The sequence below is a fragment of the Nocardioides campestrisoli genome, from assembly GCF_013624435.2.
Classification (GTDB): Bacteria; Actinomycetota; Actinomycetes; order Propionibacteriales; family Nocardioidaceae; genus Nocardioides; species Nocardioides campestrisoli.
In genome coordinates, this window is the sequence record NZ_CP061768.1 from 3,973,214 (window position 1) to 3,987,465 (window position 14,252).

The 14,252-nt window shown below is 74.0% G+C and carries 15 protein-coding genes and 1 tRNA gene; 8 read left to right on the forward strand and 8 right to left on the reverse strand.

What is annotated here, in order from left to right:
- Positions 1-28: 28 nt before the first annotated feature.
- On the reverse strand, positions 29-1,294 hold the full coding sequence (locus H8838_RS18730; protein WP_185994354.1) for an MFS transporter: 1,266 nt from the start codon (positions 1,292-1,294) through the stop codon (positions 29-31).
- 76 nt (positions 1,295-1,370) lie between these two features.
- Here H8838_RS18730 and H8838_RS18735 point away from each other — a divergent pair, with 76 nt between their 5' ends.
- Entirely contained in the window at positions 1,371-1,955 is a 585-nt protein-coding gene (locus tag H8838_RS18735; protein WP_181312991.1) for a helix-turn-helix domain-containing protein, read from the forward strand.
- Here the strand turns inward: H8838_RS18735 and upp are convergent.
- A complete protein-coding gene (upp, locus tag H8838_RS18740) occupies positions 1,937-2,578 on the reverse strand; it encodes a uracil phosphoribosyltransferase (RefSeq protein WP_181312990.1) in 642 nt (213 codons plus the stop codon). The genes H8838_RS18735 and upp overlap by 19 nt on opposite strands.
- 173 nt (positions 2,579-2,751) lie before the next feature.
- Between upp and H8838_RS18745 the strand changes: the two genes are divergently transcribed.
- Positions 2,752-3,243, forward strand: a complete 492-nt coding sequence (locus H8838_RS18745) for a tRNA adenosine deaminase-associated protein (RefSeq protein ID WP_185994353.1) — start codon at positions 2,752-2,754, stop codon at positions 3,241-3,243.
- A 56-nt stretch (positions 3,244-3,299) separates the two neighbouring features.
- A complete protein-coding gene (gene tadA, locus H8838_RS18750; protein ID WP_185994723.1) occupies positions 3,300-3,749 on the forward strand; it encodes a tRNA adenosine(34) deaminase TadA in 450 nt (149 codons plus the stop codon).
- On the opposite strand, the gene H8838_RS18755 is transcribed toward tadA, so the two are convergent.
- Together H8838_RS18755 and H8838_RS18760 are read right to left on the reverse strand one after the other, a co-directional pair.
- A complete protein-coding gene (locus tag H8838_RS18755) occupies positions 3,730-4,662 on the reverse strand; it encodes an SPFH domain-containing protein (RefSeq protein ID WP_185994352.1) in 933 nt (310 codons plus the stop codon). The genes tadA and H8838_RS18755 overlap by 20 nt on opposite strands.
- A gap of 106 nt (positions 4,663-4,768) precedes the next feature.
- Positions 4,769-5,104: a hypothetical protein gene (locus H8838_RS18760; RefSeq protein WP_185994351.1), complete on the reverse strand. Its 336-nt coding sequence runs from the start codon at positions 5,102-5,104 to the stop codon at positions 4,769-4,771.
- Positions 5,105-5,170: 66 nt separating this feature from the next.
- On the opposite strand from H8838_RS18760, the gene H8838_RS18765 reads away from it, so the two are divergent.
- Positions 5,171-6,706, forward strand: coding sequence for a sulfatase family protein (locus H8838_RS18765; protein WP_185994350.1), 1,536 nt, complete (start codon positions 5,171-5,173; stop codon positions 6,704-6,706).
- Positions 6,707-6,761: 55 nt separating this feature from the next.
- A tRNA-Ser gene (locus tag H8838_RS18770) sits at positions 6,762-6,851 on the forward strand.
- 283 nt (positions 6,852-7,134) lie between these two features.
- Here the strand turns inward: H8838_RS18770 and H8838_RS18775 are convergent.
- The 4 genes from H8838_RS18775 to H8838_RS18790 all read right to left on the reverse strand — a co-directional run bounded on the left by H8838_RS18775 (position 7,135) and on the right by H8838_RS18790 (position 12,100).
- Positions 7,135-9,447, reverse strand: coding sequence for an SCO7613 C-terminal domain-containing membrane protein (locus H8838_RS18775; RefSeq protein WP_185994349.1), 2,313 nt, complete (start codon positions 9,445-9,447; stop codon positions 7,135-7,137).
- Positions 9,448-9,645: 198 nt separating this feature from the next.
- Positions 9,646-9,876, reverse strand: a complete 231-nt coding sequence (locus H8838_RS18780) for a biotin/lipoyl-binding carrier protein (RefSeq protein ID WP_181312984.1) — start codon at positions 9,874-9,876, stop codon at positions 9,646-9,648.
- A gap of 69 nt (positions 9,877-9,945) precedes the next feature.
- Positions 9,946-11,322 carry a hypothetical protein gene (locus H8838_RS18785; protein ID WP_185994348.1) on the reverse strand — a complete coding sequence of 459 codons (1,377 nt, stop codon included), beginning with the start codon at positions 11,320-11,322 and terminating at the stop codon, positions 9,946-9,948.
- A 10-nt stretch (positions 11,323-11,332) separates the two neighbouring features.
- Positions 11,333-12,100, reverse strand: coding sequence for a carbon-nitrogen hydrolase family protein (locus tag H8838_RS18790; protein ID WP_185994347.1), 768 nt, complete (start codon positions 12,098-12,100; stop codon positions 11,333-11,335).
- A 25-nt stretch (positions 12,101-12,125) separates the two neighbouring features.
- Between H8838_RS18790 and mobA the strand changes: the two genes are divergently transcribed.
- Genes mobA through H8838_RS18800 form a run of 3 tightly spaced genes read left to right on the forward strand, consistent with a single transcriptional unit; the run spans position 12,126 to position 14,174 of the window.
- Complete coding sequence (mobA, locus tag H8838_RS18795; RefSeq protein WP_224766256.1) at positions 12,126-12,824, forward strand: molybdenum cofactor guanylyltransferase; 699 nt, start codon at positions 12,126-12,128, stop codon at positions 12,822-12,824.
- Positions 12,825-12,842: 18 nt separating this feature from the next.
- Positions 12,843-13,166, forward strand: a complete 324-nt coding sequence (locus tag H8838_RS20110) for a DUF6457 domain-containing protein (RefSeq protein WP_181312980.1) — start codon at positions 12,843-12,845, stop codon at positions 13,164-13,166.
- A 27-nt stretch (positions 13,167-13,193) separates the two neighbouring features.
- Positions 13,194-14,174, forward strand: coding sequence for an NAD(P)H-quinone oxidoreductase (locus H8838_RS18800; RefSeq protein ID WP_185994346.1), 981 nt, complete (start codon positions 13,194-13,196; stop codon positions 14,172-14,174).
- Positions 14,175-14,252: the final 78 nt, after the last annotated feature.

The window sequence follows — 14,252 nt, forward strand, 5'->3', positions numbered from 1 at the left end:
TTGCACTCAGGTGGTTGGAGTGCAGCGTTTATGGGGTGGTTGCGCTGATCACAGTCGGCGCAGTGGCCTCGGCGAGCGTCGGCCAGTCCCGCGGGCGCGGCACGGTGCGGATGGCCGGGGTGAGAGTGGGGATGAGCGCCGCCAGGACCGCGAGCACGAGCAGCGCCAGCACGGCACTGGCGGCACCGAAGGTCTCCAGCAGCCACCCGCCGAGCAGCGGGGCGAGCGGGATCGTCACGAAGGCGAGGAACTGCGACGAGGAGGCGAGCCGGCCCTGGAGTTCGTCGGGGGTGATGGCCACCCGGTAGGACTGGCTGGCGGCGTTGCCCGCCGGGTTGAGCAGCAGCCCGACGCAGAGCACGGGCCCGACCACCCACGGGGAGGACCAGAAGGCCAGCGGCACCAGGAGCGGCACCCAGATCCAGGCCGCGGCCACCGTGAGGTGCCCGGTCCGCACCCGGTCTACCAGGTACGGCGCGACGAGCGCGCCGACGACTCCCCCGGCCCCGGCGAACGCCTCGACCAGACCGATCGTGGTGGACGGGACCCCGGCCTGCGCCAACCGGAGCACGGCGACGAAGAGGACGGCGTTGACCACCAGGTTGAAGGCCGCGGAGAAGGCGGCGCTGGCGCGGAAGTAGGGCCGGGCCAGCAGGTAGCGCAGCCCCTCGACCAGCTCGCGCCCCGGCGTGCTGCGCGCCCGCTCGGTCGGCGAGAGGTCGGTCCGCACCCGGGAGACGCTGACCAGGGAGACGGCGAAGGTGACCGCGTCCACCAGGAAGGGCAGCGGCCGGGCCACGGCGTACATCGCGCCGCCGAGCGGTCCGCCGAGCAGAGACGCCACGTGGTGGCGCGCCTGGTTCTGGCTGATCGCGGTCGGTAGCTCGGCCCGGGTCACCACGGTGCGGACGGCGGAGAGCTCGGTGGGCATGTAGATCCCCGCCACCGCCCCGGTGCCCAGGGCCACGAGCACGAGGTGGGTCAGGCTCAGCGAGCCGAGCAGTCCGGCGATCCCGATGGAGGTGCTCAGCACGAGCCCCACCGCACTGGCCCCCATCAGCAGCCGACGGCGGTCCAGCTGGTCGGCGATCACGCCGGCCGGCAGCAGGGCGAGCGCGATGCCCAGGGTGTACGCCGCCACCGGGATCGCGGCCTGCAGCGCGGAGCCGGTGAGCGCGTAGCCGAGCAGGGGGAAGACGAACAGGGTCGCCGCGGTGCCGAGCTGGCTGACCGCCTCCCCCACCCACAACCGGGTGAAGTCGCGGTTGCGGGCGAGGGATCGGTAGCCGGTCACAGCGCCGACGGTAGATTGCGCAAGACATATTGCGCAAGCATTCTTGCGCAATATTTCGTGCGGGTAGGGTCCTGCCATGGCCTACGTGCACGACCCGACGGTGCTCCGCGCCCTCGCCCACCCGGTCCGGAACCGGATCCTCGGCGAGCTCTCGGCCCAGGGGCCGCTGCGCGCCGCCGACCTCTCCCGCGAGCTGGGCATCCCGGCCAACCAGGCCTCGTTCCACCTGCGCCAGCTGGCCAAGTACGGCCTGGTCGAGGAGGCGCCCGGGGAGGGCCGGGACCGGCGCGACCGTGTGTGGCGCCAGGTGCAGGAGGAGAGCCTCGACTTCGACCTGCGCGAGCTGGAGAAGCAGCCGGGCGGGCCGGCGGCCGCGGCCGTCTTCCGCTCCCAGGCCGCCTCCTGGGCACACACCCTGGTCGACGCCGCGCACACGGTCGGCCCGCAGGAGGGGGTGCACCGGGCCGTCACCGAGCAGTCGCTGCGGCTCACCGAGGACGAGGCGCTCGCGCTCACCCAGGAGCTGAGCGACCTGCTCCAGGACTGGCGTCGCCGCACCCGCGGCCGGGACGCGTCCCGGCGTACCTACGTGTTCCTCTCGATGCTCCAGCCGCACCCGGACTCACCGGGCGCACCGGACGCTCAGCCGGCCAGGCCGTAGAGCCGGTCTCCCGCGTCCCCGAGCCCGGGGACGATGTAGCCCTTCTCGTTGAGCTTCTCGTCCATCGCGGCGGTGACCACTGCGACCGGGACCTCGAGGTCGCTCAGCTCCCGCTCGAGCCGCGCGCAGCCCTCGGGGGCCACCAGCAGGCACAGGGCGGTGATGTCGTCGGCGCCCCGGTCGGTGAGGAACTTGATCGCCGCGGCCAGCGTGCCGCCGGTGGCCAGCATCGGGTCGAGCACGTAGCACTGGCGGCCCGAGAGGTCGTCGGGGAGCCGCTCGGCGTACGTCGCGACCTCGAGCGTCTCCTCGTTGCGCTCCATCCCGAGGAAGCCGACCTCCGCGGTCGGCAGCAGCCGCATCATCCCCTCGAGCATGCCCAGCCCGGCGCGCAGGATCGGCACGACCAGCGGCCGCGGCGTGGCCATCTTGACCCCGGTGGTCAGCGAGACCGGCGTGTGGATCTCGACCGGTCCCACCCGGACGTCGCGGGTGGCCTCGTAGGCGAGCAGGGTGACGAGCTCGTCGGTGAGGCGACGGAACGTGGGCGAGTCCGTCTCCTGGTCGCGCAGTGCGGTGAGCTTGTGGGCCACGAGCGGGTGGTCGACGACCTGGATGCGCATGTCTCCGACTTTAGTCGAGCCGGCCCGCCGGAGCCCCCTCCGGGCACCCGTGCGCGCGCGTGACGTGCGCGCCGGCCCGCGGGGGTTGGCGGGGGCTGGTGTCCGTGCCACGCTGGACGCTCGGGCAGGCCCGCCGGAGACGCGGGCCAGGAGCCGGGCAGAGGGGGTCGACCGTGGCGCTGGCCCCGGAGCAGACAGACGACATCGACTTCGCCCTGGCCGCCTACCGCCAGGACGGGAGCTGGCGGCTCGCCGAGCTCGCGGTGACCTCGTGCGCGTCGGTCGAGACGCTGGCCCAGGGACTGCGCCGGCTCCCCGGGGACGCCGGGGCGCTGGCCATGGTCTCGATCGACGAGGACTTCTTCGTGATGGTCCGGGTCTCCGGGGCGGTGACGCGGGTGCTGCTCAGCGACGTCAGCGCCGCGATCGAGTGGGAGCTGGCGCGCTCGGCGGTGGAGTTCCTCGGGCTGCTGCCCGAGGACGACGAGGAGGAGGAGCCGGCCGGCGACCTCGACCTGGTCGGCGACCTGGGGATGCCCGCGATCGACATGGGCGTGCTGCTCGACGACGCCGAGCTCTACCCTGACGAGATGCTCTCCGAGATCGCCGACCGCCTGGGCTTCGGCCCCGAGTTCGACGCCGTCGTCGGGCTCCGGTCCAGCTGAGCGCCGTGCCCGCCCCCCACCGACCGCTCGGCCGCGCCTCCGCCTGGGACGACGCCATGCGCCTGGCCCTCGACGTGGCCCGCGAGGCCGCCGCCTCCGCCGACGTCCCGGTCGGCGCCGTGGTGCTCTCCCCGGACGGGGAGGTGTGGGGCACCGGCCGCAACGTGCGGGAGGCCGAGGCGGACCCGACCGGTCACGCCGAGGTGGTGGCGCTGCGCCAGGCGGCCCGCACCCGCGGCGAGTGGCGGCTCGACGGCTGCACCCTGGTGGTCACCCTGGAGCCGTGCACCATGTGCGCCGGTGCCGCCGTCCTCTCCCGGGTGGCGCGCGTCGTCTTCGGCGCGTACGACGACAAGGCCGGCGCCGTGGGCAGCCTGTGGGACGTCGTCCGCGACCGTCGCCTCAACCACCGGCCCGAGGTGGTCGCCGGGGTGCTCGCCGCGGAGTCGGCCGCCCTGCTGGACGACTTCTTCCGCAGCCAGCGGGTCACTCCCGGTTCTGGATGATCCCGCTGGTGGTGGGCTGGTAGGGGTTCAGCCCCTTGTCGATGGCGTACTGCCGCAGGTAGCCGTCGCGGCCCAGGACGTTGATCCGCTCCTGGATCTTCTGGGCCTCGGCCTTCTCCACCTTGACCTGCGCCTCGGCGGCCTTGACCTGGGCATCGGCCTCGGCCTCCTTGGCCTTGGCCTTGGCCACCGCCTCCTGCTGGGCGGTCAGCGCGGCCTTGACCGACTCCGGCGGGACCGGCTTCTGCAGGGTGATGGAGAAGTTCGTGAAGAACTCCTCCTCGCCGTCGATCTGCCGGCCGACCAGGTCGGGCAGCTGGTCGAGCACGTCGCGCTCCCACTGGGCCTTGACGTTCGGGTCCATGTAGAGGTCGGTGTAGGTGTAGTTCTGCGAGGCGCGGTCGACCGCGGTCTCCAGCGGCTTGGACACGTAGACGGCCAGCATGTTGAGCCAGCCCTGCGACCCGTTGCCGTCCGAGGAGTCCATGTAGGCGGAGTACCGGTTGCCGATCAGGTCGTGGAACCGGCGCAGCGTCTGGCACTCGGTGTTGAGCATGAAGGAGGCGACGCCGTCCACGGCCATCTCGATGCCGTCCTTGGTCACGAACGTCATGCCGCCCCGGTCGCCGTTCTCCCCGAACACGTAGTTGCGCTGCGAGGAGGGGTAGGAGAAGTGCTTGTCACCGGGACCGTCCCAGGCCCGGCTGGAGGTGCCGACGCAGTCACCGAAGCGGGTCGGGGTGAACGCGCCGCCCGTGTAGTGCAGCGCCACCTGGTCGGGGCCGGTGGAGACGGTGGTGGGCCGGGCGAACACCAGGACGACCAGGAGCGCGACGACGAGCAGCCCGACGGCCGCCCCCGTCCTGGCGAACAGTCTGCCGCCGGTGCTGCGTCCGGTCAGGTCCTTGGCCATGGTGCTCCCGTGTCGACGTACCTGGAGCCCGCCGCTCGTCCGCGGGCCGGGCAGCGCACATCATGTCCGACGCGGCAGCCGGTCCGGAGCAGGTTCCACCAACGCGTCAGGTGAGCTCGTTGCCCCGGACGGTGTCGATGACGATCGCGGCCAGGTCGGGCTCCTCGGCGCGGTGGCCTCGGGCGAGGTCGAGCACGTCGTCGAGCGCGGACTCCAGCGCCGGCGCGGGGGTGTCGGGGCCCAGTCCGCGGGTCCGGTGGATCACCGCGCCCGCCAGGGCCGGCGAGATCTCGTCGTGGTGGTAGGCCAGGTCGGTCACCTGGCGCACCTTGGTCAACGCCCGGTCCCGGCGGCGGGAGTCGCCGCGCCCGGCGGCCAGCACCATCATGGCGGTCGCCACGAGGACGACGACGAGGACGGCGAGCAGCAGCAACCTGATCACCCGAGGAGACTAACGCCGCACGGTCACCTGCGCGGCCGGCCGCCGTCCGGCGGCTAGCCTGCCCGGATGCCGTCCCGCCTCCGCCGCCTCGCCCTGCTCACCGGCGCCACCCTGCTGGCGGCGACGGGATGCACCTCCGGCGCCCAGGTCGACGAACCGCGCGGCAGCGGGCAGGAGGCGCCCCGGCTCGCGCCGTCCCGGGCCGCCGACCCCGACGCCCCCAACGTCGTGCTGATCACCTCCGACGACCAGACCGAGGTCGAGCTGCGCTGGATGCCGAAGACCCGGCGGCTGATCGGCAGGGCCGGGGTGCGCTTCGACGACATGGTCGCCCCGCACCCGAACTGCTGCCCGGCGCGCGCCCAGATCCTGTCGGGCCAGTACGCCCACAACAACGGGGTCCGGACCAACTCCCCGCCGTGGGGTGGCCACCAGGGCTTCGACCCCGAGAACGCCCTGCCGGTCTGGCTCCAGCGCGCCGGCTACGCGACCGGCTTCGTCGGCAAGTACATGCACGGCTACGACGACCAGGACGGGATCGAGCCGGGCTGGGACCGGTGGCGGCCGATCATCGGCGTGCTCTCCAACTACCGCAACTTCCTCCAGTACGACGACGGCGAGCTGGTCCGGTTCGGCCCGGAGGACTACTACACCGACACCGTGGCCCAGCAGTCCCGGGAGATGGTCCGGGAGTTCAGCCGCGCGAAGAAGCCGTTCTTCCTCTGGTCGAGCTTCATCGCGCCGCACGGCACCTGTGAGGGCTACACCAAGAAGGACTGCTCGGGCCCGCCGCCGGCCGCCGACCGGCACGCCGACATCCTCGGCGACGTACCCCTGCCCTCGCTGGAGTCCCCCGCCTTCAACGAGGACGACGTCTCCGACAAGCCGAAGGCCAGCCGCCGCGGCACGAAGGTCGACCCGGCCGCACAGCAGGAGCTCTTCACCCAGCGGATCCGCGCCCTGGCCGCCCTCGACGACGCGGTCGCCGGGATCGTGGCCGAGCTGAAGGAGCGGGACCAGCTCGACGACACGGTGCTGATGTTCACCTCCGACAACGGCTACCTCTTCGGCGAGCACCGCCTGGTCGGCAAGAACGTGCCCTACGAGCCCGCGGTCAAGGTGCCGCTGGTGATGCGCGGCCCCGGCATCCCGGCCGGTGAGCGACGGGCGCAGACGGTCGCGATGATCGACCTGGCCCCGACCATCGCCGAGCTCGCCGGCGCCACCGCCGCCCGGGAGATGGACGGCGTCAGCATCCTGCCGTACGCCCGCGCGGACGAGCCGCAGGGCGACCGGGCGCTGCTGCTGCAGGCCGGGTCGCCGGGCAAGGTGAAGGCCCGGGCCTGGAAGTGGCGCTCGGTGCGGACCGACCGGTACACGCTGACCCGGTGGAAGGTCCCGAGGTTCTGGGAGCTCTACGACCGGGAGGCCGACCCCGCGCAGCTCGACAACGTCTACGACGACGACCGGTACGCCGGGGTGCGGGAGGCGCTCGAACCGTTCCTGCTGAAGTCGCTCGCCGACTGCCGCGGCGAGGCCTGCCGGGTCGCCGTCCCCGACCTGCCGGAGCCCGCACCCACGGCGGTGGACGCCGACCAGTAGGGACCCGGGGGAGGCGATTTCGGCGCCGCCCGGGGGGTCCGGTAGCCTTCCCCGCGGTGGCGTGTCCGAGCGGCCGAAGGTGCAACACTCGAAATGTTGTGTGGGGTCAAACCCACCGTGGGTTCAAATCCCACCGCCACCGCCAGCGGGTCCGAGACGATCGGATCCGGAACCCCGCCCGGGAGCTCCCGGGCGGGGTTTCGTGCTGTCCGGGCACCTGAGTCGCTCTCCGGCTCCCACGCGCCGCCGCGGACGAGGCCCGGACACCACGGCGCTTATGTGTCCGGCACCGTGGGGATCGTCGTACCGTCCGTCAGCCGACGCCGGACCTGGCACGGGTTCCACGTGGTTGGCACGGGTCGTAACACGTGCCAACCCCCGGAATCCCCGGCTGTGCGGGGATTCCTCGCCGCCGCCCCGCCGGTGTCTCAGCGCAGGGCGGCGTACCAGGTGGCCGAGCGACGCCCGGCCAGCACGGCCTTCTCCCACCACACGCCGATCGCGAGCAGCAGGGCGCCGGTGCCGATCAGGGTGACCCAGCCGTCGACGTACCCGATCAGCGGGCCGCCCTGGGAGATCGCCACCATCAGCAGCACCACCCCGGCCACCGTCACCGGCGCCTTCCACCGACGCGCCAGCCCGGCCGCCAGGACCGCGACCGCGACCAGCGTCACCAGCAGCAGCCGCACCGCGTCGCCCTCGGCGATGGCCACCGAGGCGCTGGGCAGCAGCGCGGTGCTCAGTGCCGGGGCCATGGTGAGCAGCGTCGGCGTGCCGGGAGCGCGCCGGTGCTGCACCCACCCGAGTCCGGCGAGCAGCAGCGCCAGCGGCAGCGTGTAGGCCTCGACCAGGTCGACGCCGCTCTCCCGGAAGAGCACGCTGGTGCCGGCCGAGACCAGCACCGCGCCGGGGTAGCCGAACCCGAGCCGCCCGCGACTGCCGGCGTACGCCAGGGTGCAGACGCCGGTCACCACGAAGGCCGCCGAGGTCAGGTACGCCGACTCCTGGAGGCTGGCCAGGATCGCCACCACCCCGTAGATCGCGGCGAAGGCCACTGTCGCGGCGTCGACCAGGTCGAGCTCACCCGTCTCCGGCTGCGCCCGCAGGTAGCCGGCCCAGGCCAGGCTCGCGGCGGAGGCGACCAGCGCCACCGCGACCTGGACCACCGGAGCCGCGTCACGGCAGGCGGTGTAGAGCGTGGCCAGCAGTGCCATCTGGAGCACCACCTGCCAGGAGGCGACGCGCGTCACCACCGTGGCCCCGACGGCCGCCGCCAGCCAGGCCAGCGCCGGCAGCACCGGCAGCCACCAGGGCGAGGTCACCTGCCAGCCGGTGGCGGCGTCCATCGCGGCCAGCAGGTCGACGGCACCCTCGTCGGCCAGGAGGATCACCAGCGCGACCAGGACCGGCAGCACCAGCCAGCCGACCAGACCCGCGGCCGAGGGCCGCGGTGCCACCCGGGCCGTCCGGGGCGCGGAGCCTCGGGCGCGCAGCACGAGGTCGGCGACCACGGCGACCGCGACCACGAAGGCCAGACCCACCAGGAGCAGCCGGTGGGCGTCGACGACGAGGATCCCCAGCGCGGGCAGCGCGGCGACCACCGCGACGTCGGCCAGCCCGAACGGCTGGGCCGCGCGGCGCGCCGCCTGGGAGATCCGCGCGCCCGGCACCGCCAGGAGCCCCAGCAGCAGGGCGGGCACGGCTAGGAGCAGGAGCATCGCGGTGTAGCGCTCGAGCCCGGTGGAGCCCGGCGCGTAGCCGACCGCCGCACCGGTGCCGACCGACGTCGCCAGGGCGAGCAGGGAGAGGACGGCCGGAGGCACCGCGGCCCACGACAGCCAGGCCACGCCCTGACGCCGCACCGGCGCCTCGGGGACGTCGAACCGGCGCGCCAGCGCCACCGCGACCGCACCCGCGACCGCCAGCACCAGGGCCAGGAAGGAGGCGCCCACGTCGCCGAGGTCGAACCCGTCGGCCAGCGCGAAGGTCAGGGCCACCGCAGCGACGCAGAACAGGGTCGAGGCGGCGGGCAGGTAGGTGAGCACCCGGCGCAGCGGCGCGCCGCGGTCCGGGTCGGCTCCGCCGCGCGGCACCACCCGGTCGAAACCGAGCAGCACCAGTCCGCCGACCAGTCCTGCCCCGGCCCAGTAGACGTCGCCCGGCAGGTTGTCCAGCCTCGCCAGACCGAGGGCTTGCGCCGCCCGCAGGTCCAGCACGAGCAGGCCGGTCGAGACGACGGCGAAGGTCTCCGCCGCCGCGGGCAGCGAGCGGGTCGTGGCCTGGGCGGTGGCGACCACCGCGAGGCCGGTCAGCGTCAGCATGATCACCGCCTGGCCGGCGACCCCGACCACGAGCCAGACCACGAGCAGGAAGAACGAGACCCCGGAGAGCAGGAGCAGCGCCCCCAGGCCGAGCAGCACCTGCTGGCCCGAGAGGGAGCGAGCCGGGCGCCGGTAGGTCTCGGCCGGCCCCGGCCCGCCGGCCGGGAACGGGGCGAACGGGAACGGGGCGCCCTGGAGGGGGGCCGCTTGGTACGGGGCGCTCTGGGCCTGGGCGCCCTGGAACTGGGCTGCCGGCGCCTGGGCTGAAGACTGGGCTGGGGACTGGGCTGAAGACTGGGCTGAAGCCCGGGCCGGAGCACCCTGCGGGAGCAGCCCGGCAAGCAGCTGGTCGGCCTCGGCCCGGAGCCGACCCAGGTACTGGTCGGTCTCGGCGCGAACCCGGGCGATCTCCTGCTGCACCTGCCACAGCCGAGCCGCGTCCGGCCCGACCAGGCGCAGCCCGCAGGCGGAGCAGGCAGGCGCCCCGGGGACGAGCGGGGTCCCGCAGTGGGGGCAGGGCAGAGGCGGAGGCGGAGTAGGAGGCGCGGACGTCACGGGGCCATCTTGGTGCACGGGTCGGGTCGACCCATGGGTGTGCGTACTCAACCCGCGCGCCGGTCAGGCGCTGAGCACCACCAGCACGTCGCCCTCCTGCACCACGTCGCCCGGGGCCACCCGGACCTCGAGCACCCGGCCGCCGGTCTCGGACAGGACCGGGATCTCCATCTTCATCGACTCCAGGAGCACGACGGTGTCGCCGACGGCGACCTCGTCACCGGGCGAGACCGCCACCTCCATCACCGCCGCCACCATCTCGGCGAGTACCTCGGTCGTGGTTTTCCGTGCCATGGCTACGGACGTTAGGGGTTACCGGGAAGTACCCGTAACCGGCGCGACCCGACGCCCCCGGCGCACCCGTCAGAGGGAGCTGAACCGGCTCGGCTCCGGCCGCACCGCGTGCTCGGCCTCGACCGCCCGGGCCCGCCGGCCGCGCTGCCCGGTCAGGCGCAGGTCGAGCCGGATCACGCCGTAGCCGACGAGCAGGCCAAGCCCGACGCCGTACACCTGCTGGAGGCCCGCCTCGACGTACGAGGTGTCCCAGTTGACCAGCGTCTGCGCCACCGGCAGCGTCGCGGCCGCGCCGAAGGCGCAGACCCACCAGCCCTGGCGCCGGCGGGCGCGCATGTGCACGCCCCAGGCCAGCGCGGGCACGCCGAGCAGGGTCATGATCGGGTTCGGGAAGGCACCCAGGTGGTCCCGGCTCCAGTCCACCGCCGCGTTGGTCGGGTCGACCACCTGCTCGACGCCGTACCGGCGCAGCATCTCCGCGTAGAGCAGGCTCCCGGCCAGCAGGACCGTGCCGACCAGGAGGGTCACCCGGCCGCGGGTGCCGAGGCCGTGCAGGCCCGCACCGAAGCGCCAGACCAGGCTGAAGATGAAGGCGAAGCCGAGCGCCAGGGTGATGTACTCGAAGCGCACCGTGCTGGCCACCGGCTCGAAGCCCACGGTGGCGAACGCGCCCACCGAGGCCACCGCGGTGGCGATCACGACCTCGCGGACCACGCCGACGAAGGTCCGGGCCGGCACGGTCAGCACCACCGCGAGCACGCCGCTGACCACACAGGTCATCACCGCGGCCCCGCTGCGCAGGACGTCGCCGCCCTCCGCCACCGTGATCACCCCGATCGCCAGCGCCAGCACGGTGAAGACGACCTGGCGGCCACCGGTGCGGGCCATCAGTGCCCAGGTGTACGTCGTGAGCACCGCGACCGCACCCGCCCCGTCGAGCCAGCCCGGACCGATGTGCAGCGCGGCCAGCGCCAGGGCGACGCAGCCGGCGAGCAGCACGACGGCGGCACCGCCGAGCACCCGCCACGAGCGCCCGAGCGGCGGGCCCACCGGCTGCTGCACGGACTCCGGCACCGGGAGCAGCGGGGCGTCCACCACCTCCGGCGGCGCCGGCTCGTCGGTCAGGGGGAAGTCCGCTCCGCCGACACCGTCGAGGCCCGCAACGTCCAGCACGTCGGCCCGGGGACCGGGGTCTTCCGGGGGCGGGCTGGTGACCAGGGGCACCTCGACCGCGCCGATCACCTCGGGCACCTCGTAGGGGGCCGCCACCGAGTCGACCGGGTCGACGAACGGAGCGGTCGAGGCGGACGCCTCCTCCGCGCCGCGGCGAGGCTTGCGGTCCGCGACCCGCTTGCCGTTCGGCTGCCCACCGCCACGGGTCACCCGGACCTTGGCCCAGCGAGACTCCTTGGGCGCGGCACGACGACCTGGGCGTGGGGAAGACACGCTCCCGAGGTTACCTGCGGCGGTTGGCCAGCGACGGGTTGATCCGTCGAGCGGCCTCCAGGTCCTCCCGGGTCAGCACGGCCTGCACCCGCCCGGGGTGCGGACCGGTCTGGACCAGCACGTCGCCCAGCGGCGAGAACGCGCTGGAGTAGCCGGTGTACCGCGGCCCCGGCTGGCCGACCCCGACCACGTGCACGGTGTTCTCGATCGCCCGGGCCCGCAGCAGAGTGAGCCAGTGGTCGACCTTCCGCTCGCCGGCCACCCACGCGGCCGGCACCACCAGCACCTCCGCCCCGGCGAGCACCAGGTCCCGGGCCAGCTCGGGGAACCGGAGGTCGTAGCAGGTCATCAGCCCCACCTGGAAGCCTCCGACCTCGACCACGACCGGGCTCCACCCGCCCGCGCTGAGCCGGTCGGACTCGCGGTAGCCGAAGGAGTCGTAGAGGTGGATCTTGTCGTAGCTCGCCTCGGCCGCTCCGCGCACCACCAGGGTGTTGAGCGGCCGCTGCGGGTCCTCGCCGGTGCGGAACATCCCGGCGACCACGGTGGTCCCGCGCTGCTCGGCCACCTGGGTGAGGGCCGTGGCGAACGGCCCGTCCAACGGCTCGGCGTACGGCGCGACGTCGGAGCCCGGCGAGCCGAAGTCGCGGGCGAAGGCCTCGGGCAGCACGACCAGGTCGCTGCCCTCGGGGACCAGCTCGGCGAGCCGGATCCGGTTCGTCTCCGGGTCCAGGTCGGAGGCCTCCTGGACGAGCGTCACGCGCAGCTGATCGGCCATGGCCCCAGCCTGACAGACTGCCGCCATGAGCCCAGCCTCCGAGCCCGCGCCGCCGCTGATCGGGGTGGTGCTGGCCGGCGGCGCCGGGCGACGGCTCGGCGGCGTGGACAAGGGGGCCCTGCGGCTCGGGGACCACTCGCTGCTCGACCACGCGGTCGCCGCTCTGGACCGGGCCGGGACCGTGGTGGTCGTCGGGCCCGAGGCCCGCACCCGGCGACCCGTGCGCTTCACTCGGGAGGAGCCGCCCGGCGGCGGCCCCGTCGCGGGCCTGCTCGCCGGCCTGCTCGCCGGGCTCGACGAGCTCGCTCGACCGCCCGGTGAAGGAGCCCGGGCCGCCTGGCTGGCCGTGCTCGCCGTGGACATGCCCTGGGTCACCGCCGCGACCTTCGACCGGCTGCTCGCCGCCGCGGCCGGCCGCGACGGCGCGTTCCTGCACGGGGACGGAGGTCGCCGCCAGCTGTGCGGCGTGCTCGCCCTGCCCCGGCTGCTCCCGGCCGCCCAGGAGATCGGCTCCGGGCACGGGGTCGCGGTACGCCGGCTCCTCGACCCGCTGGACCTCGCGGCGGTCCCGGCCCGGGGCTCCGAGGCGCGCGACGTGGACACCTGGGCGGACCTCCCGGGTGGTGGACAGCCCCCCGGACAGACTGGCGCGCAGGCTGGTGCGGCGGCCAGGGAGTGGGACGGGGAGAGGAACGGGAAGAGGGACTTGCACGACCCCTCCTGAGTGGCTCACCCTGGCTCGGTGAACCTCCACGACTGGATCGACGAGCTGTGCGACGTCCTCGACCTGGAGCTCGAGGTGGACGAGGGACTCGTGCTCGACCTGGCCCGCGACGTCGCCCACAACGTGGCGCGTCCGGCGGCGCCGTTGAGCACCTTCGTGCTCGGCTACGCGGCCGGGGCGGCGGGCGCCGACCCCGAGGCGGTGGAGCGGTTGGCCGCCCGGGCGCAGACGCTCGCACTGGGCTGGGACAAGCCGGCCGACGAGCCGGCGGTCGAGGACGTCGAGGTGCCGGTGCCGGACACCAGCACCCTGGAGCTGCCCGAGGACGAGCTGGAGGACTGACGAGGGTCCCGGTCTAGTCTGGCCGCCATGCGCGCCGTCGACATCACCGAGCCCGGAGGCCCCGAGGTCCTCACCGTCACCGACCAGCCCGCACCTGAGCCCGGTCCGGGCGAGGTGCTGCTCGACGTGGTCGCCACCGCGGTCAACAAGGCCGACACCCTGCAGCGCCGCGGCCTCTACCCCGTGCCCGCGGGCTCCTCCCCCATCCTGGGCCTGGAGTGCAGCGGCCGGGTGGCCGCGCTGGGCGAGGGCGTCACCGACTGGGCGGTCGGCGACGAGGCCTGCGCCCTGCTGGTCGGCGGCGGGTACGCCGAGCAGGTCGCCGTCCCGGTCGGCCAGCTGATGCCGGTCCCCGAGGGCGTCGACCTGGTCACCGCCGCCGCGCTGCCCGAGGTGGCCTGCACGGTCTGGTCCAACGTCTTCATGGTCGCCGGCCTGGAGGCCGGGGAGACGTTCCTGGTGCACGGAGGCGGCGGCGGGATCGGCACCTTCGCCATCCAGCTGGCCTCCGCGCTGGGCGCCAAGGTGGTCACCACCGCCGGCTCGTCGGAGAAGCTCGCCCTCTGCGCCGAGCTGGGCGCCGACGTGACGGTGAACTACCGCGAGGAGGACTTCGTCGAGGTCGTCCGCAGCGCCACGGACGGCAAGGGCGCGGACGTCGTCCTGGACAACATGGGCGCCAAGTACCTGTCCCGCAACGTCGACGCCCTGGCCTTCGACGGCCGCCTGGTGATCATCGGCATGCAGGGCGGCACCAAGGCCGAGCTCGACATCAACACCCTGCTGCGCAAGCGGGGCGCGGTGATCGCCACCGCGCTGCGGGGGCGTCCGGCCGAGCAGAAGGCGGCGATCTGCCGCGAGGTGGTCGAGCACGTCTGGCCCCTGGTCGCCGCCGGCCAGGTGAAGCCGGTCGTGCACACCACGCTCCCGCTCGACCAGGCCGCCGAGGCGCACAGGCTGATGGACGACAGCGCCCACAGCGGCAAGATCCTGCTCACCGTCCGCTGACGCTGCGCTGACTTCCAGGCTGACTTCTGCGCTGACGCTGCGCTGACTTCCGGGCCGCCGGCCCGGGTCCTCGGACCC